Below are 17,629 nucleotides of genomic sequence, written 5' to 3' on the forward strand. Positions count from 1 at the left end.
CTTGGGGAATCTCCCGGACCGGCGTTGGGGTTGGGTCTGGTACTGATAAGGGCGCGTTGCGCAATGAAGTTTGGACTGCGACTCCGGGGGGGCTTGCTCGCATCCCTGATCTTGTTCGGCGCGCCGGTGCTTGCCCCGGTTGGGGCTGCTTTTGTGTCTTCGTCTGCGCTTGCTCAGACCGTCCAGTCGATTTCTGTCGAAGGAAATCGCCGTGTCGAGGTGGAGACGATCCGCTCCTATTTCAAGCCGGGCCCGGGTGGCCGCTTGGATCAGGGTGCCATCGATGACGGCCTGAAGGCCCTGATCGAGACCGGCCTGTTCCAGGACGTGCGAATCAATCGCGGTTCCGGTGGCCAGATCATCGTCTCCGTGGTGGAAAACCCGGTGATCGGCCGCATCGCGTTCGAAGGTAACAAGAAGGTCAAGGACGAGCAGCTCACCGCTGAAGTCCAGTCCAAGGCGCGCGGCACCTTTTCCCGCGCCATGGTGCAGTCCGACACCCTGCGAATCGCCGAAATCTACCGCCGCTCGGGTCGCTATGACGTCCGCGTCACGCCCGAGATCATCGAGCAGCCGAACAACCGCGTCGACCTGATCTTCACGGTCGAGGAGGGCGCCAAGACCGGCGTCAAGTCGATCGAGTTCGTCGGCAATAACGCGTTCTCGTCCTACCGCCTGCGCGACGTCATCAAGACGCACGAATCGAACCTGCTGAGCTTCCTCGCCAGCAACGACCTCTACGATCCCGATCGCGTCGAGGCCGACCGCGACCTGATTCGCCGTTTCTATCTCAAGAACGGTTTCGCCGACGTCCAGGTGGTCGCCGCGCTCACCGAATACGATCCGGAGAAGAAGGGCTTCAACGTCACCTTCAAGATCGAGGAAGGCTCGCAGTACCGCGTCGGCACCGTCGACTTCCGCTCCTCCATTCCGAACTTCGATCCGACCACGATGCGCAACTATTCGCGCGTCAATGTCGGCGCGCTCTACAACGTCGAATCGGTCGAGAAGTCGGTCGAGGAAATGCAGATCGAGGCGTCGCGTCGCGGCTATGCCTTCGCCGTGGTCCGTCCCGGCGGCGACCGCAATTTCGAGGCGCACACCGTCGCCGTCGTGTTCAACATCGACGAAGGCCCGCGCACCTATATCGAGCGCATCAACGTCCGCGGCAACACCCGCACGCGCGACTACGTGATCCGCCGCGAGTTCGACATCTCCGAGGGCGATGCCTACAACCGCGCGCTGGTCGACCGTGCCGAGCGCCGCCTGAAGAACCTCGACTACTTCAAGAGCGTGAAGATCACGACGGAGCCGGGCTCCTCCAGCGACCGCGTGGTCCTGATCGTCGATCTCGAAGAGAAATCGACCGGCGACTTCTCGGTCTCGGGCGGCTACTCCACCACGGACGGTGCGCTCGCGGAAGTCTCGATCTCCGAGCGTAACCTGCTTGGCCGCGGCCTGTTCGCCAAGGCGTCGGTGACCTACGGCCAGTATGCGCGCGGCTATTCGCTGTCGTTCGTCGAGCCGTATCTGCTCGACTACCGCGTCGCGCTCGGTCTCGACCTCTATCAGCGTCAGCAGCTCTCCAACAGCTACATCTCCTACGGTACGAAGACGCTGGGCTTCAGCCCGCGCCTCGGCTTCAGCCTGCGTGAAGATCTGTCGCTCCAGCTGCGCTACTCGATCTACCAGCAGGAAATTACGCTGCCGTCCTACCTGGCGAACTGTAACAACGTCCTCGGTTCGTCGGCCTTCAACCCGAGCCCGGCCTTTGCCGCATCGCAAACGCCGCCGATCGATCTGACCTCGACCGGCGGTCTCGGCTGCTACTCCGACGGCGAAGCCTCGCTGCCGGTCCGCAAGGAGCTTGCCGGCGGCAAGACCCTGACCTCGGCGCTCGGCTACACGCTGACCTACAACACGCTGGACAACAACAAGAACCCCACCGACGGTCTGCTCGTCGACTTCCGTCAGGATTTCGCCGGCGTGGGCGGCGACGTCACCTACCTGAAGTCCGTCGTCGACGCGAAGTACTACGCTCCGCTGGTGTCCGACATCGTCGGCCTCGTTCACCTTCAGGGCGGCATGCTGAACAAGATCGGCAACAACGATATCCGCATGCTGGATCAGTTCCAGATGGGCCCGAACTTGGTCCGCGGCTTTGCTCCGAACGGCATCGGTCCGCGCGATTTGAATCCCTTTGGCACGCAAGACGCGCTTGGCGGTACCAAATATTGGGGCGCTTCGTTCGAATTGCAGATGCCGTTCTGGTTCCTGCCGAAGGAAGTGGGTCTGAAGGGCGCGGTCTACGCCGACGCCGGCGGCCTCTTCGACTATCAGGGCCCGACGACGTGGTCGCTGACCAACGAAATGACCACGACCAGGAACTCGAACTGTACGCCGTCGACCATCAACCCGCCCTCGGCTGGAACCTGTACCGGCCTGGTGTATGACAACGGCAATGTCGTCCGTTCGTCGGTTGGTATTGGCCTGATCTGGCAGTCGCCGTTCGGTCCGCTGCGGTTCGACTACGCCGTGCCGCTCACCAAGGGCCAGTTCGATCGCGTGCAGCAGTTCAGGTTCGGCGGCGGCACCTCGTTCTAATTCGATCAGCAGGGCATGAGCCGGCCCCTTGTTGGGGCCGGTTTCCAAAAAGATCGTGCTCAATCCGTGAGATAAGGCATGATGCGGCCTGACCGCTTCATGCCGAAGCCGGACCGCGATGGGGTGGAATGGCGCAGCCGACCTTCTTCAAAAAGCCGCCGGCCTCACCGCTGGCTGACATTGCCGCGCTGACCAAGGCGCAGCTCGTCGACCCTGCCAGGGGCGGTCACGTCATTACCGGTCTTGCTTCGCTCGACGAAGCCGGCCCGATGCATCTGGCGTTCTTCGACAACCTCAAATATGCCGACGAGCTCAAGGCGACCAAGGCCGGGGCCTGCCTGGTGAGTCCGCGCTTCGAGGCCCAGGTGCCCGCGCATGTGGCCGTGCTGCGGGTGGCGCAGCCGTTCCGCGCCTTTGTCGGGCTCGCCCGGGAATGGCACGGCGATGCGCTGCGCCCGCAGTCCTGGGTCGGTAATGAAGGCATCGCCCCGTCGGCCATCATCGATCCCTCGGCCCGGCTGGAGGACGACGTCATCGTCGATCCCCTGACCGTCATCGGCCCTGACGTCGAGATCGGCAGCGGCACCGTGATCGGGGCCGGCGTGGTCATCGGTCCCGGCGTCAAGATCGGCCGGGACTGCAATGTCGGGGCCCGCACGGCCATCCAGTGCGCGCTGATCGGCAACAACGTGCTGATCCATCCCGGCTGCTCTATCGGCCAGGACGGCTATGGCTTCATCTTCTTCGGCCCCGAAGGCCATCTCAAGGTGCCCCAGACCGGCCGCGTGCTGATCCAGAACAATGTGGAAGTCGGCGCCGGCACCACCATCGATCGCGGCTCCCTGCGCGACACGGTGATCGGGGAGGGCACCAAAATCGACAACCAGGTCCAGATCGGCCACAATGTGACCATCGGTCGGAACTGCCTGCTGGCGGCCCAGATCGGGCTCGCAGGCAGCCTGACGATCGGCGACAACGTGGCGCTGGGAGCAAAGGTTGGCATCAACAATCACCTCAAGATCGGCGAAGGGGCCCAGGTCACCGCGATGAGCGGCGTTAAGGACGACATCCCGCCGAACGGACGCTGGGGTGGCTTTTTCGCCAAGCCGACCAAGCAGTGGTTCAAGGAAATTATCGCGGTGGAGCGCCTGGTACGCGACAGCAGGGCCGATCCGAAGAACGAGGGACGGGAATGACGGAGGAATCACCGATCAAATTCGAGCTGGTGGATATCAACGCGATCCTCCGGACTCTGCCGCACCGTTTCCCGATGCTGCTGATCGACCGTGTGATCAATATCCGCGCCGATTACAGCGGCATCGGCATCAAGAACGTCACCTTCAACGAGCCGGCCTTCCAGGGGCATTTCCCGGAGCGCCCGGTCTATCCCGGCGTGATGATGATCGAAGCGATGGCGCAGACCGCGGGCGTGATCGGCATCACCTCGGTCGAGGGCACCGAGAAGCCGCGCGCGGTGTATTTCCTCACCATCGACAAGTGCAAGTTCCGCAAGCCGGTGCTGCCCGGCGACACCATCGAATATCACATGCGTTCGATCGGCCGCCGCAAGGCGATGTGGTGGTTTCACGGCGACGCCAAGGTCAACGGACAGATCGTTGCTGAAGCCGACGTCGGCGCCATGCTGACGGACTGAGCGGCTCAGGCCAGCGGAAATGGATTATGCGCCGCAGCCGTAACGGCCGCCGGCCGTCTCGCGTCCGATATTCCGGTTGAAGAACTGGCCCATGGACGGCGCGCCGAGCAGGCTGTCGACCGTCTCGGCCGCAACCCCGCAATAGCGGTCATATTGGCCGTCGATCGCGACGATGAGGTCCCGCCGCGCGCGGTCGTAGCAGACCCGCTGAAGCACCGTGCTGCGGGTGATGTCGCGGCACTCGAACGTCCCGAGATCGACGAAGCGGCGTTCGCCGGTCTCGACCGTCTCGGAGACGATCGGGGCGGCCGCGAGCTGTGCGAGCAGAACTGCCAGGGCCCTGACCACGATGACTTCAAGCTCCACATGAAGGCGTTGACGAGCTAGAGCATGATCCGGAAAAGCGTGCAGCGGTTTTCCGAAAGGATCATGCTCGAACGATAGCCTGAAGCGCGATGACGATTCATCCCAATCTCATCGTGCTTTAGGACGGCCGGCTCATCCGGTGCCTGAAACAGGCCGAGATGATACGTCACTGGACAGATCGGGCATAGTCGCGCTAACCACCGGAAAACTGAGCGACTTCAACACATAATCAGACCTTCTTGATGAGTCAGATTGCTTGATGAGTAAGATTGATCCCACCGCACGGGTCGAGGACGGCGCCGTGATCGGCGAGGGTACCGAGATCGGACCCTTCTGCATCATCGGTCCGAATGCCGTGATCGGCGCGAACTGCAAGCTGATCGGACAAGTCACGGTCATCGGCCACACCTCGATCGGCGACGGCTGCGTGATCTCGCCCTTCGCGGTGCTGGGCGGCGCGCCCCAGGATCTCAGCTACAAGGGCGAGCCGACAAGGCTGGAGGTCGGTTCCGGCTGCACCATCCGCGAAGGTGCGACGATGAATGTCGGCACCATCAAGGGCGGCGGGCTGACACGCGTCGGCAACGGCGGCTACTTCATGAACAACAGCCATGTCGGCCATGACTGCATGGTCGGCAACAACGTGATCTTCGCAACCTCGGCGACGCTCGGCGGCCACTGCGAGATCGGCGATTTCGTCTATATCGGCGGCCTGTCGGCGGTGCATCAGCTCACGCGCATCGGCCCGCAGGTGATGGTCGGCGGCCTCTCGGGCGTGCGCGACGACATCATTCCGTTCGGCCTCGCCAACGGCCAGTATGCGGCGCTGGAAGGCCTCAATCTCATCGGCATGAAGCGGCGGCAGTTCACCAAGCAGCGGCGCGCGACCGTGCAATCGTTCTACCAAAAACTGTTCCACGGCCCCGGCACGTTCGCCGAGCGGCTCGCGGCGGCCCAGCCGCTCGCGGGCGAAGACCCCGCGATTGCCGAGGTCCTCGACTTCATCGGCAAGCGCAAGCATCGCCCGATCTGTCTTCCCGCCATCGAGAAGTGATTACGGGATGGCCGCGGGCATGACATCGGCGGCTTCGGAGATTTCGTCGCCGGTCGGCGTCGTCGCCGGCGGCGGCGCCATGCCGTTCGCGGTCGCCGACTCGCTTGCCGCGCGCGGCATCACGCCGGTGCTGTTCCCGCTGCGCGGTGCCTGCGATCCGACGCGGGTGGAGCAATTCCGCCATCGCTGGATCTCGGTCGGCCAGCTCGGCCGCGCGATGCGGCTGTTCCGCGAGGAGGGCTGCCGCGATCTGATCTTCATCGGCACATTGGTGCGTCCCGCGCTGTCCGAAATAAGGTTCGACGTCACGACACTGCGCCTGCTCGGCAACGTCATCCGCGCCTTCCGCGGCGGCGACGATCACCTGTTGTCCGGCGTCGGGCGCATTCTCGAGCAAGGCGGCTTTCGGATGGTCGGCATCAAGGATGTCGCGCCGGATCTGCTGATGCCGGAGGGCTGCATCAGCCGCGCCTGGCCGAACGACAACAGCAAGGCCGACATCGAGCGCGGCCGCGCGGTGCTGACCGCGCTCGGCCCGTTCGACATCGGCCAGGCCGCGGTCGTGATCGACGGCCATGTGGTGGCGATCGAGGATATCGAGGGCACCGACGCGCTGCTCGCGCGCGTGGCACGCCTGCGCGAGGAGGGGCGCATCCGCGCTGCGACAGGACGCGGGGTGCTGGTGAAGGTACCGAAGAGCGGGCAGGATTTGCGCTTCGACCTGCCGACGATCGGCCCGCGTACCCTCGAGGGCGTCGCTCGCGCCGGACTGGCCGGCATCGCCGTCGTCGCCGGCAACACCATCGCCGCCGAGCCGCAGGCGATGATCTCGCTCGCCGACGCCAAATATCTCTTCGTCATCGGCCTGCCGGCGTGATGCAGAGCCGCGATCCCAAGCGAAAGATCTTCCTGATCGCGACGGAGGAATCCGGCGACCGGCTCGGCAGCGCCTTGATGAAGGTGTTGCGCCAGCGGCTCGGCGACGGCGTGCAGTTCGTGGGCGTCGGCGGCCGGACCATGGCGCGCGAGGGGCTCGAGACGCTGTTTCCGATCGAGGAGCTGTCGATCGTCGGCTTCGCCGCAGTGGCGCAGCAATTGCCGAAGATATTGCGGCTGATCCGCCAGACCGTGGACGCCGTGCTGGAGGCCGCGCCCGACGCGCTCGTCATCATCGACAGCCCCGATTTCACCCATCGCGTTGCCCGCCGCGTGCGTGCGAAGAATCCCGCGATCCCGGTCGTCGACTATGTCTCGCCGCAGCTCTGGGCCTGGCGGCCCGGGCGGGCACGGACCATGCTCGGCTACGTCGATCATGTGCTTGGCCTGTTGCCGTTCGAGCCGGAGGAATACCGCAAGCTCGGCGGGCCGCCATGCAGCTATGTCGGCCATCCCCTGATCGAGCAATTGCCGTCGCTGCGGCCAAATGCGGAGGAGCAGCGGCGCCGCGATACCGAGCCGCCGGTTCTGCTGGCGCTGCCGGGCAGCCGCCGCAGCGAGGTCAGGCACCATCTCGACGTGTTTGGCGCGACACTCGGACGGCTCCAGGCCGAAGGCCGCGCCTTCGAACTGAAGCTGCCGACCATGCCGCATCTCGAAGCCACTATCCGCGATGGCATCGCGAACTGGCCGGTCAAGCCGCAAATCGTGGTCGGAGAGACCGAGAGGCGCGCCGCGTTCCGAACCGCGCGCGCGGCGCTGGCCAAATCCGGCACCGTGACGCTGGAACTTGCGCTGTCCGGCATTCCGATGGTGACGGCCTATCGCGTCGGCGCGATCGAAGCCTTCATCCTGCGCCGCGCGATCCGCGTCTCCTCGGTGATCCTCGCCAATCTCGTGATCGGCGAGGATGTCATTCCGGAGTTCTTGCAGGAGGACTGCGTACCGGAGAAGCTGGCGCCGGCACTGTCGGAGCTGCTCACGGACACGCCGCTGCGCAAACGACAGGTCGACGCCTTCGCCCGGCTCGACACCATCATGTCTACCGGCAACAAGTCGCCGAGCGTGCTCGCTGCCGACATCGTGCTCGCGACGATGCGCAAGGGGCGGCGGAGCTAGGCGAGGCCGCCATCGACCCGAAAACACTGGCTGGTGATACGCTGGCTCTCGTCCGATGCGAGAAACAGCGCCATGCTGGCGATGTCCTCGGGCGTCACCGCATCGGGCACCGCCTGGCGGGTGCGCAGCTCGGAGATCTTCTGCTCGTCCGGAAACCAGAGCCGGCGCTGGCGCTCGGTGATCACCATGCCGGGCGCGATCGCATTGACGCGAATGCGGTCGGGGCCGACTGACCTGGCCAGCGAGTTGGTGAAGCCGACGATCGCCGCCTTCGTCGCGGCATAGACCGGCAGCGCCGGCGCACCGCGGATCCACGCCACCGACGACATGTTGATGATCGAGCCGCCGCCGCGCGCCTGCATCTGCGGCACCACCGCCTGGGCCGCGAAGAAGACGTGCTTGAGATTGACGCCGATCGTCCAGTCGAATTCGGCCGGCGTCACTTCGGCCAGCACCTGACGCTGGTCGTTGGCGGCATTGTTGAGGAGGACTGCGGCATCGCCGAGCGATCCGTGCACCTTCGCCATCGCAGCGCGCAAGGCGTCGATGTCGAGGAGGTCGCAGGGCACAAACAGGGGTGTGGAGCCGGATGTGGCCGCGACGTCCCGTACCAGCGCTTCGCCGGCGCTCGCATCGATGTCGAGGAAGGCGACGCGGGCGCCCTGGGTCGCGAAGGCGCGCACGAAGGCGGCACCGATGCCGCTGGCGCCGCCTGTGATCAACACCACGCCGCCGGCAAGGCTGGGATAGATGGTCCGGGTCATGCGATCAGCCGCTCCGTCTCGGGGTCAAACAGGCAAATGCGCCGCGTGTCGAGCGCGAAGGTGGCGGTCGCGCCGGGCGCGGGACGGATATCCGGGGTGATGCGCGCCAGCGCAGTCTCGCCGCCGAGACGCAGCAGCACGATTGTCTCGGCGCCGGTCGGCTCGATCATCTCGACCGGCGCGTCGACGAGGACGGGCGCCTCGCCGGAAAAGACGCGGCTGGCCTCGGCGATGCATTCCGGCCTGATCCCGACGACCACGTCGCGGCCGAGATAAGATGCTGCCGCATCGTGTCCATGCAGGCGCAGACGAACCTCGTCCGGTCGCCCCGCGCCGATCACGGCTATCAGTCCGCCACTATCGGCCTCGAGCCGCCCCGGCATGGTGTTCATCGGCGGCGAGCCCATGAAGCGGGCGACCAACAGATTGGCCGGATAACGGTAGACGGTGTCCGGATCAGCGAACTGCTGCACCACGCCCCGATGCATCACGGCGATGCGCGTTGCCATCGTCATCGCCTCGATCTGGTCGTGGGTGACATAGATGATGGTGGCGCCGATGCGCTGGTGCAGCCGCTTGATCTCCATCCGCATCTCGACGCGAAGCTTCGCATCGAGGTTGGAGAGTGGCTCGTCGAACAGGAAGAGCAGGGGATCGCGCACCAGCGCCCGTCCCATCGCCACGCGCTGGCGCTGGCCGCCGGACAGCTGCGACGGCTTGCGGCCGAGCAGGGGCTCGATCTGGAGGAGGCGAGCCACATTCGCCAGCGCCTTCTCCTGCTCCGCTTTCGGAACGTGGCGGCATTCCATGCCGAAGGTGATGTTCTGGCGCACCGTCATCGACGGATAGAGCGCGTAGGACTGGAACACCATGGCGATGTCGCGATCCTTGGGCGGGACGTCGTTGACGACGCGTCCGCCGATCTCGATCGTTCCGTCACTCGGACGATCGAGCCCGGCGACGATGTTGAGCAGGGTGGACTTGCCGCAGCCGGATGGCCCGACCAGCACGGTGAACTCGCCACTCTCGATGTCGAGGTTGATGCCCTTCAGCACCTCCAGATTGGCGTAGCGCTTGGACAGGGTGCGAATGCTCAGTGCTGCCATGACGACCCCATCATTTCACTGCGCCGGCGGTCAGGCCGCGCACGAAGTACCGTCCGCCGAGGAGATAGATCAGCAAAGTGGGCAGCGCTGCGATGATCACCGCGGCGCTCTGCACGCCATGCTGCGGAATGTCCGCAATTGCGGCAGAGAGCGCGATGAGCGCGGCCGTGACGGGCTGCTGCTGGCCGGTGGTGAATGTCACGCCATAGAGGAACTCGTTCCAGATATGCGTGAATTGCCAGATCACGGTGACGATCAGAATAGGAGCCGAGAGCGGCAGGATGATGCGCCAGAAAATACGAAAGAACCCGGCGCCATCGATGCGTGCGGCCCTGATCAGCTCGTGTGGAATGGCGACATAGTAGTTTCGGCAGAACAGCGTGGTGAAGGAGAGCCCCTGGATGGTGTGAATCAGCACGAGGCCCGTCAGCGTGTTGATGAGACCGGTGTCCCGCAGCACGATGGTCCAGGGAAGCAGGCGCATCTGCTGGGGAAGGAAGAGGCCGAGGGTCACGATGCCGTAGATCCAGCTATCGCCGCGAAAGCGCCAGAGCGACACGGCGTAACCGGCGACAGCGCCGAGCAGGGTCGAGAAAATCGTCGCCGGGATGGTGACGAGCGCGGAGTTCAGCATGTACGGCCGGATGCCAGCGCAGGTCTCAGCGACGCAGAAGCCGCTCCAGGCCTTGGCGTAGTTGCTCCAGGCCAAATGTTGCGGCCAGCCGATCATCGAACCCTGCGCGATCTCCTCGTTGGTGCGGAGAGAGTTCAGGACGACAACAACGAGTGGTGCGAGATAGGCCGCAGCGAACAATGTCACGACGAGATAGATCAGAATTCGGCTCGGTGCGAAGCTGCGGTCACGCATGGGTGGCCTGCCTTCGCTGGACATAACGCCACGCCGCATAGGGTAGCAGCACCGCGAGCAGGATGAGCAGCATGAGTACCGCCGCCGCGGCACCCCGGCCGAGCTGGCTGCGCTGGAACATGAGGTCGTAGACGACAAGGGCCGGCAGCTGGGTCGCGATTCCCGGCCCGCCATTGGTGAGCGCACGGACGAGGTCGAAGGCTGAAATCGCGAACTGCAACTGGACGACGACGACGGTGATGGTGATCGGCCAGAGCGTCGGCAGAATGACCCGCCAATAGGTTCGGACCGGTCCAGCGCCGTCGATCTGGGCGGCCTTGATGATGTCGGAATCGACGGAGCGAAGGCCGGCGAGGAAGAGCGCCATGGCGAAGCCGGAGGATTGCCAGATCGCGGCAATCACGATCGTCCAGATCGCCATGTCGCGGTCGATCAGCCAGTCGAACCGGAAGGAGGTCCAGCCGAGGTCATGGACGAGCTTCTGGATCCCGATGCCGGGATTGAGTAGCCAGCTCCAGACCGTGCCGGTGACGACGAACGACACCGCAAGCGGATACAGGAAGATGGATCGCAGCACATTCTCGCCGCGAATGCGCTGATCGAGCAGGATCGCCAGCATAAGGCCGGTGATCAAGCTCAGCAGCACGAAAGTACTGCCAAACAGCAGCAGATTGTCGAAGGCAATCTGCCAGTTCCGCGATGCCAGGACCGCGTTGTAGTTGCGCAAACCCACCCAACCCGAGACTGGAACGAGCGTAGAGGGCGTGAACGAAATCCAGATCGTCCACAGCGAAAACGAAATGAGATGCGCAGCCGACAACAGCAGTGGCACCCAGATCATCAGATATTCGGGCAGCCGGCGCACGACATCAGACGTCGCCGGCCGCGTTGCTGTGGAGACGGTGTCGGTCAACGCGAACCCTCGACGGCCTCGGCGAGGCGGGTGACCGCCTGCTCCGGCGTGATCGTCTTGTTCTTCACATACTCCGTGAGCACGTCGATCATCGCGGCCGTCAGGCCGTTCTCCTGCGCCATGTTGTGCGCAAGACTCAGGACGGCCTGGTTGTTGGCGACAGCGTCCTTGAGCGCGGCTGCGGTACGCCGTTGACCGTCCGACCAGCCCTCACCGGAGAGGTCGACATCGGTGCGCACCGGGATCGATCCCGTGATCTGCGAGTACATGGTCTGGATCGCCGGATCCATGACGAGCTGGGCCATCAACGTCTGACCGGCCTGGAGGTCGGGCTCCTTGCGCTGCCAGAAGATGAAGGCGTCGGCATTCAACAGGAAGACCGGTTTGCCATTGTCGCTCGGGCCCGGCGTGATCATGAAGTCGTCGAACTTGAAACCGGCGTTACGCAACACGCCCTGCGCCCACCCGCCCATGATCATCATGCCCATGTCGCCGTCGATGAAGCGCTTCAAATTGGTGGCGTAGGGTTGGGCGCCGACGTTGGGGTCCATCCAGTTTGCGATCTTGCGGACCTGGACGAAGGCGGCCTTGATCTCGGGTCCCTCCAGGGCCTTCTTGTCGAGATTCATGATGGCCGCACGGTATGCCGTGGGACTGATGCCGGCCAAAGAGGCCTCGAATTTCTGCCCGTCATCGGGGCGGGTGCCGCCGTTAGCGATGGGGTAGGTGATGCCGCCCGCCTTCATCTTGTCGGCGAGATCGTTGAAGTCGGCCCAGGTGACCGGGACCTTGTCGGCCTTGGCCTTGTCCATCGCGCGCTTGGAGAGAAACAGCATGTTGGTGCTGTAGATCTGCAACGGCAGCGCAATCCACTTGCCGCCCGGCTTGTGCAATTTTGCGAGGTCCGGAGCGACGACCTTTTCGTAGCCGGCGGCCGCGACGAGGGCGTCGAGATCGACGGTCGGGGCGATCTTCGACCAGGCCGCAATCTCGGGGCCCTTGAGCTGCGAACAGGCCGGCGGATCGCCGGCGATGATCTGAGCGCGCAGCTTGTTCATCATCTCGGTGGTGAAGCCGGGGACGGGCGAGTGCTGCCAGACGCCGCCTTTCTCCTCGAATTTCTTGCCGAGTGCGGTGATCGCCGCCCCGTCGCTGCCTGCGGACCATTGCGAGATCGCGGTCAGGCGCGGCTTGGCCGCGCCTTGCGCGCGGGCGAATGCCGGTAATGCGAGTGCGGCCGCAGATCCAGCGAGCAGACGGCGCCTTGTTGTCGTGATCGGCATGGCAGTTCCTCCCGGTGTGAACTTTCTTGGCGCGTTGAGCCACGTGGCTCAGGGCATGTCAGGCGGCCTCCGTCGAAGCCGCGGGCATCCCGCCGCGGCTGGCGAGACAAAAGGCGGCGAAGGCGAGAGCTGCTTGCGGATCGTTGCCGTTCGAGGGCGGCACGAAGGCGAGCGACACCTGCGCCAGTTTCCGCCCGCCGAGAAGGCAGGCGTCGATCCCATCGACCGCCGCTTTCCGATCCTCTTCAGAGAGAAGCGACGGCCAGCCGCTGATCGCGACGCCGTTGCATGGCTTCACGTTCAGCGTGTTGCCGATCGCAAGGCCCAGCCGGAACAGGCGCTGGCGCAACTCCTGGCGCATTCGCGACGAGCGCGGGATCGTGCTCACCCACTCGCTGCCGAGCTGGAGCAGTTCGGCCTCGGTTGCGCCGAGGAGCTCGGCGAGGGCCGGAAGCGACGTATAGGCCTCGACGCAGCCATGGTGACCGCAGCGGCAGCGCGGCCCGTCGGCGTTGAACACCATATGGCCGAGCTCGACCGGCTGCGGGGCATCGGCCTCAAGCGGATCGTCCATCCAGGCGCCGGCAACGCCCTGGCCGACGAAGACGAAGAGATGTGCGCCGCTGAAGGGATAGTCCTGCGTACGGCAGCGGTGAAACGTGGCGTGTGCGACGACCGAGTTGGTGAACTCGACCGGCACGCCGGCAAACATTCCGCCGAGCATGTCGCCGATGCGTTCGACGTCGCACGGAATGATCGGATTGCCCGCGGCGCTCAGGCGGCCGAGGCCGGGAATGGTGATGCCGATCTGCGCGAGACTGATGCGGCGGCGGCGCGTCCAGTCGCGCAGCAAGGTGAGGGCTTCGCGGAACACCCGGCCGACGGTCTCGACGGTCGGCTTCTTCAGCAACGGAACACGCTCGGTGTAGTGCATTTCGCCCGACATGCCGCCAACGCCCACGCTGAGCCACTGGCCGGTCAGCTCGAGGGCCGCGAGCGCCACGGAGCCATCGAGCGACACGAGGCCTGTCGGACCGCCGACATAAGGGGCAGGGCGCCGGACTTCCTCGATCAGGCCTTCGGCTTTCAGGTCAAACAGGATACGCGACAGGCTCGCCTCGGACAGGCGCACGGCCTTGGCCAGCGGCGGCCGGAACGAGCCACCGGACTGGAGCAAATGAGTCAAAATGGCAGCACGCGTCTGCCGCCGACTTCTCGGCTGCTCCGGCATTTCCATCCCTGTCGTCATTCTTACTTAGTGTAAGAATTTGCGCGCGGAGCGTTTCGACTGTCAAGCGATTGCGGACGCGATGAGTCGACTTGTTGTTGTGCGTGGCAGCAAGATGAGGCGAAGAACCGATCAAGCTTTCGGTGCGGTGCCTTCGGCCCACTCCGGTAATTCGGCCTTCGGGTCGTACCAGTTGGCGGAATCCGATCGCCAGATGTGCATCTCGGGCCGTTCTGCGATCGGTGTATCGAGGCAGCCCATCCGCAGCAGGACCGTGCTCTTGCCCTCGCGCGAGGCGACGATGTGTGATCCGCATTGCGAGCAGAAATAGCGGGTTTTGCCGGGCGAGGATTCGAAGCCGCGCAGCAAATCTTCGCCCTTGGTCCAGCGGAAGCGGTCGCGCGGGACGTTGGTGACGGTGGAGAAGGCCGATCCGTGCGTCTTGCGGCAGGTCTGGCAATGGCAGTGCATGATGGTGCCCGGGGTCGCATCGACCTCGTAGGCAACGCCTCCGCAGAGGCAGCTTCCGGTCAGCATCGGGTTCTCCATATCGTAGGGTGGGCAAAGCGCAGCGTGCCCACCGTTTCTGGCTCGGTCTCGGAGAGGTGGTGGGCACGCTTCGCTTTGCCCACCCTACGGCGTCCTCCAAAACAAAAACGGCGCCATCGCAGGATGGCGCCGTTTCCAAAAGCCGCAATGGCCGATCTTACTTGCGATCCTTGATCGCGACGTAGTCGCGGCGGGTGACGCCGGTGTAGAGCTGGCGCGGACGGCCGATCTTCTGCTGCGGGTCCTCGATCATCTCGCTCCACTGGCTGATCCAGCCGACGGTGCGGGCGACCGCGAACAGCACGGTGAACATCGAGACCGGGAAGCCCATCGCCTTCAGCGTGATGCCCGAATAGAAGTCGACGTTCGGGTAGAGCTTGCGGTCGATGAAGTACTGGTCGCTGAGCGCGATCTTCTCGAGCTCGAGCGCCACCTTCAGCATCGGATCGTCGCCATGGCCGGTCTCCTTGAGAACGGCATGACACATCTTCTGCATGATCTTGGCGCGCGGATCGTAGTTCTTGTAGACGCGGTGGCCGAAGCCCATCAGGCGGACTTCGCTGTTCTTGTCCTTCACCTTGGCGATGAATTCCGGAATCTTGTCGACCGAGCCGATCTCGGCGAGCATCGCGAGCGCGGCTTCGTTGGCGCCGCCATGCGCCGGGCCCCAAAGGCAGGCGATGCCGGCGGCGATGCAGGCGAACGGGTTGGCGCCGGAGGAGCCGGCGATGCGCACCGTCGAGGTCGAGGCGTTCTGCTCGTGGTCGGCGTGCAGGATGAAGATCTTGTCCAGCGCGTCAGCGAGCACCGGATTGATCTTGTACTCCTCGCACGGCACGGCGAAGCACATGTGCAGGAAGTTCTCGGCGAACTTCAGCGAGTTCTTCGGATACACGAAGGGCTGGCCGATCGTGTATTTGTAGGCCATGGCCGCCAGCGTCGGGATCTTGGCGATCATGCGCATCGACGCGATCATGCGCTGCTTCGGATCGTTGATGTCGGTGGAGTCGTGGTAGAACGCGGCGAGCGCGCCGACGGAGGCCACCATCACCGCCATCGGATGGGCGTCGCGGCGGAAGCCCTGGAAGAAGCGGGCCATCTGCTCGTGCACCATCGTGTGATGGATCACGCGGTCGTCGAAATCCTTCTTCTGCGCGGCGGTCGGCAGGTTCCCGTAGAGCAGGAGGTAGCAGGTCTCGAGGAAGTCGCCGTTCTCGGCGAGCTGCTCGATCGGATAGCCGCGGTATTCCAGCACGCCGGCGTCACCGTCGATATAGGTGATCTTGGACTCGCAGCTTGCGGTCGAGGTGAAGCCGGGATCGTAGGTGAACAGCCCGGACTGGGCGTAGAGCTTGCCGATATCGACGACATCAGGCCCGACGCTGCCGCTGTGGATCGGGAGATCGTAGTTCTTGTTTCCGACCGTCAGCGTGGCGGTCTTATTGCTTGCTTTTGCGTCCATCAGAGGTCCCCGATGTGTGGTGAAACGGGCCGGACCCGGAAGGCCCCAATGACTTGGTGGGGCAGGCCGGATATTCCAGAAGGTACGGGTGAGATGGGTATATTATTGCTGTGTGCGCTGCAAGATCGCCGCACGCATGGTCGACTTACGTCGTAGCCTGGTCCTTGGCCTAGTCCTTGGACTGGTCCTTAAGCCGGCCCAGGCTTTCCTGGCGTCCCAGCACGTCCAAAACCTCAAATATACCAGGCGATGTCGACCGTCCCGTCAGCGCCGCCCGCAACGGCTGGGCGACGGCGCCGAGCTTGAGACTATTTTCCTCGGCAAAGGCGCGCAGCGCGGCCTCCGCATTCGCCGCACTCCACGTCTCGACTTTCTCCAGCGCGGAATGAAGCTGGCCGATCAGCTTGCGGTTCTCGGGCGTCAGCAGCGCTGCCGCCTTGGGATCGAGCTCCAGCGGCCGGTCGGCGAAGATGAAATAGGCGCTGTCGATCAGCTCGATCAGTGTCTTGGCGCGCTCCTTCAGGGCCGGCATGGCCTTGAGAAGCTGCGCCCGCGTGGTGTCGTTTAACTTGGCCTTAAGCTCGTTGCGGCTGGGCACGACGTGGTCGAGCACGTCCTCGAACATCTTCACGAGTGATTGATCGTCGGCGTGGCGGATGTAGTGGCCGTTGAGGTTTTCGAGCTTGGCGAAATCGAAGCGGGCGGCGGCGCGGCCGACGCTGGCGAGGTCGAACGCGGCGATCATCTCCTCGGTCGAAAAAATCTCCTGATCGCCATGGCTCCAGCCGAGACGGACGAGATAATTGCGGAGCGCGGCCGGGAGGTACCCCATGGCGCGGTAGGCATCGACGCCGAGCGCGCCGTGGCGCTTCGACAGCTTTGAGCCGTCCGGACCGTGGATCAGCGGGATGTGGGACATGCTCGGCAGCGCCCAGCCCATGGCGTCGTAAATCTGCTTCTGGCGGGCGGCGTTGATCAGATGGTCGTCGCCGCGGATGACATGGGTGACGCCCATGTCGTGGTCGTCCACGACCACTGCGAGCATGTAGGTCGGATTGCCATCGCCGCGCAGCAGGACGAGGTCGTCGAGGTTCTCGTTCTGCCAGACCACGCGGCCCTGAACCTGGTCCTCGATCACGGTCTCGCCGGTCTGCGGTGCGCGCAGGCGGATGGTGGGCTTGACGTCGGAAGGCGCGGTCGCCGGGTCACGGTCGCGCCATAGGCCGTCATAGAGGCGGGTGCGGCCCTCCGCGCGCGCCTTCTCGCGCATGGCGGTGAGCTCCTCTGCGGTCGCGTAGCAGCGATAGGCCTTGCCGTCGGCGAGGAGCTGCTCGGCGACCTCGCGGTGGCGGGCGGCGCGGCTGAACTGGTAGATGACGTCGCCATCCCAGCCGAGCTCCAGCCATTTGAGGCCGTCGAGGATGGCGCCGATCGCAGCCTCGGTGGAGCGCTCCCGGTCGGTGTCCTCGATCCGAAGCAGCATCTTGCCGCCGTGCTTCTTCGCATAGAGCCAGTTGAACAGCGCCGTGCGGGCGCCCCCGATATGGAGGAAGCCGGTCGGCGAGGGAGCAAAGCGGGTAACGACGGAATCGGTCATTCTTGGCAGGGCCTATGCATTGGAGGCGGTGGTATATAACAGGACCGGAGCATAACTAAAGCCCGGCAGTGGACCGCTAAGCTCTTGGCTCAGCCAAGCGAATTTGGCAGAAGGGCCGCTGATTTC

The 17,629-nt window shown here is 64.5% G+C and carries 16 protein-coding genes; 6 read left to right on the forward strand and 10 right to left on the reverse strand.

All coding sequences use genetic code 11. The annotated features are described in order from the left end of the window. Nucleotides 1–63: 63 nt before the first annotated feature. From bamA to fabZ, 3 genes are all read left to right on the forward strand, one after another. A complete protein-coding gene (bamA, locus tag IVB46_RS10510) occupies nucleotides 64–2,604 on the forward strand; it encodes an outer membrane protein assembly factor BamA (RefSeq protein WP_085404572.1) in 2,541 nt (846 codons plus the stop codon). A gap of 128 nt (nucleotides 2,605–2,732) precedes the next feature. Further along, complete coding sequence (gene lpxD / locus IVB46_RS10515) at nucleotides 2,733–3,800, forward strand: UDP-3-O-(3-hydroxymyristoyl)glucosamine N-acyltransferase (protein ID WP_247342707.1); 1,068 nt, start codon at nucleotides 2,733–2,735, stop codon at nucleotides 3,798–3,800. Then, nucleotides 3,797–4,258 carry a 3-hydroxyacyl-ACP dehydratase FabZ gene (fabZ, locus tag IVB46_RS10520; protein ID WP_028151691.1) on the forward strand — a complete coding sequence of 154 codons (462 nt, stop codon included), beginning with the start codon at nucleotides 3,797–3,799 and terminating at the stop codon, nucleotides 4,256–4,258. The genes lpxD and fabZ overlap by 4 nt, the downstream gene beginning before the upstream one ends. 24 nt (nucleotides 4,259–4,282) lie before the next feature. Here fabZ and IVB46_RS10525 read toward each other — a convergent pair whose 3' ends face one another. After that, entirely contained in the window at nucleotides 4,283–4,606 is a 324-nt protein-coding gene (locus IVB46_RS10525; protein WP_166096947.1) for a KTSC domain-containing protein, read from the reverse strand. A 277-nt stretch (nucleotides 4,607–4,883) separates the two neighbouring features. On the opposite strand from IVB46_RS10525, the gene lpxA reads away from it, so the two are divergent. From lpxA to lpxB, 3 genes are read left to right on the forward strand one after another with little or no spacing between them, the layout of a single operon-like run. Further along, on the forward strand, nucleotides 4,884–5,678 hold the full coding sequence (lpxA, locus tag IVB46_RS10530) for an acyl-ACP--UDP-N-acetylglucosamine O-acyltransferase (protein WP_247305087.1): 795 nt from the start codon (nucleotides 4,884–4,886) through the stop codon (nucleotides 5,676–5,678). 19 nt (nucleotides 5,679–5,697) lie between these two features. Next, the gene (gene lpxI, locus IVB46_RS10535; RefSeq protein ID WP_071917423.1) at nucleotides 5,698–6,555 is read left to right on the forward strand and encodes a UDP-2,3-diacylglucosamine diphosphatase LpxI; all 858 of its coding nucleotides are present in this window, start codon (nucleotides 5,698–5,700) and stop codon (nucleotides 6,553–6,555) included. Further along, nucleotides 6,552–7,733, forward strand: a complete 1,182-nt coding sequence (gene lpxB / locus IVB46_RS10540) for a lipid-A-disaccharide synthase (RefSeq protein ID WP_247305090.1) — start codon at nucleotides 6,552–6,554, stop codon at nucleotides 7,731–7,733. Before lpxI ends, lpxB begins: the two co-directional genes overlap by 4 nt. On the opposite strand, the gene IVB46_RS10545 is transcribed toward lpxB, so the two are convergent. The 9 genes from IVB46_RS10545 to gltX form a co-directional block, all read right to left on the reverse strand. Then, a complete protein-coding gene (locus tag IVB46_RS10545; protein WP_247305092.1) occupies nucleotides 7,730–8,497 on the reverse strand; it encodes an SDR family oxidoreductase in 768 nt (255 codons plus the stop codon). The genes lpxB and IVB46_RS10545 overlap by 4 nt on opposite strands. After that, nucleotides 8,494–9,603: a sn-glycerol-3-phosphate ABC transporter ATP-binding protein UgpC gene (gene ugpC / locus IVB46_RS10550; RefSeq protein ID WP_247305096.1), complete on the reverse strand. Its 1,110-nt coding sequence runs from the start codon at nucleotides 9,601–9,603 to the stop codon at nucleotides 8,494–8,496. The genes IVB46_RS10545 and ugpC overlap by 4 nt, the downstream gene beginning before the upstream one ends. 10 nt (nucleotides 9,604–9,613) lie before the next feature. Beyond that, entirely contained in the window at nucleotides 9,614–10,471 is an 858-nt protein-coding gene (locus tag IVB46_RS10555) for a carbohydrate ABC transporter permease (RefSeq protein ID WP_014494951.1), read from the reverse strand. Then, nucleotides 10,464–11,384: a sugar ABC transporter permease gene (locus IVB46_RS10560; protein ID WP_247305099.1), complete on the reverse strand. Its 921-nt coding sequence runs from the start codon at nucleotides 11,382–11,384 to the stop codon at nucleotides 10,464–10,466. The genes IVB46_RS10555 and IVB46_RS10560 overlap by 8 nt, the downstream gene beginning before the upstream one ends. Beyond that, on the reverse strand, nucleotides 11,381–12,667 hold the full coding sequence (locus IVB46_RS10565) for an ABC transporter substrate-binding protein (RefSeq protein WP_247305103.1): 1,287 nt from the start codon (nucleotides 12,665–12,667) through the stop codon (nucleotides 11,381–11,383). Before IVB46_RS10565 ends, IVB46_RS10560 begins: the two co-directional genes overlap by 4 nt. A gap of 58 nt (nucleotides 12,668–12,725) precedes the next feature. Next, nucleotides 12,726–13,904 (reverse strand): ROK family transcriptional regulator, encoded by a 1,179-nt coding sequence (locus IVB46_RS10570; RefSeq protein ID WP_247305106.1) that lies wholly within the window; start codon nucleotides 13,902–13,904, stop codon nucleotides 12,726–12,728. A 123-nt stretch (nucleotides 13,905–14,027) separates the two neighbouring features. Continuing rightward, entirely contained in the window at nucleotides 14,028–14,432 is a 405-nt protein-coding gene (locus tag IVB46_RS10575) for a GFA family protein (protein ID WP_247305110.1), read from the reverse strand. 169 nt (nucleotides 14,433–14,601) lie between these two features. Next, entirely contained in the window at nucleotides 14,602–15,906 is a 1,305-nt protein-coding gene (gene gltA, locus IVB46_RS10580; protein ID WP_071913479.1) for a citrate synthase, read from the reverse strand. 169 nt (nucleotides 15,907–16,075) lie between these two features. Continuing rightward, complete coding sequence (gene gltX, locus IVB46_RS10585; protein WP_247305113.1) at nucleotides 16,076–17,503, reverse strand: glutamate--tRNA ligase; 1,428 nt, start codon at nucleotides 17,501–17,503, stop codon at nucleotides 16,076–16,078. Between the last annotated feature and the right edge of the window lie 126 nt (nucleotides 17,504–17,629).

It is taken from the genome of Bradyrhizobium sp. 61 (assembly GCF_023073075.1).
Classification (GTDB): Bacteria; Pseudomonadota; Alphaproteobacteria; order Rhizobiales; family Xanthobacteraceae; genus Bradyrhizobium; species Bradyrhizobium barranii.

Bases quoted from the DNA above. Each gene is read 5' to 3' on its own strand.
- bamA (WP_085404572.1), top strand. From the start codon at position 64: ATGAAGTTTGGACTGCGACTCCGGGGGGGCTTGCTCGCATCCCTGATC.
- lpxD (WP_247342707.1), top strand. From the start codon at position 2,733: ATGGCGCAGCCGACCTTCTTCAAAAAGCCGCCGGCCTCACCGCTGGCT.
- fabZ (WP_028151691.1), top strand. From the start codon at position 3,797: ATGACGGAGGAATCACCGATCAAATTCGAGCTGGTGGATATCAACGCG.
- lpxA (WP_247305087.1), top strand. From the start codon at position 4,884: ATGAGTAAGATTGATCCCACCGCACGGGTCGAGGACGGCGCCGTGATC.
- lpxI (WP_071917423.1), top strand. From the start codon at position 5,698: ATGACATCGGCGGCTTCGGAGATTTCGTCGCCGGTCGGCGTCGTCGCC.
- IVB46_RS10545 (WP_247305092.1), bottom strand. From the start codon at position 8,497: ATGACCCGGACCATCTATCCCAGCCTTGCCGGCGGCGTGGTGTTGATC.
- ugpC (WP_247305096.1), bottom strand. From the start codon at position 9,603: ATGGCAGCACTGAGCATTCGCACCCTGTCCAAGCGCTACGCCAATCTG.
- IVB46_RS10555 (WP_014494951.1), bottom strand. From the start codon at position 10,471: ATGCGTGACCGCAGCTTCGCACCGAGCCGAATTCTGATCTATCTCGTC.
- IVB46_RS10565 (WP_247305103.1), bottom strand. From the start codon at position 12,667: ATGCCGATCACGACAACAAGGCGCCGTCTGCTCGCTGGATCTGCGGCC.
- IVB46_RS10570 (WP_247305106.1), bottom strand. From the start codon at position 13,904: ATGGAAATGCCGGAGCAGCCGAGAAGTCGGCGGCAGACGCGTGCTGCC.
- IVB46_RS10575 (WP_247305110.1), bottom strand. From the start codon at position 14,432: ATGCTGACCGGAAGCTGCCTCTGCGGAGGCGTTGCCTACGAGGTCGAT.
- gltA (WP_071913479.1), bottom strand. From the start codon at position 15,906: ATGGACGCAAAAGCAAGCAATAAGACCGCCACGCTGACGGTCGGAAAC.
- gltX (WP_247305113.1), bottom strand. From the start codon at position 17,503: ATGACCGATTCCGTCGTTACCCGCTTTGCTCCCTCGCCGACCGGCTTC.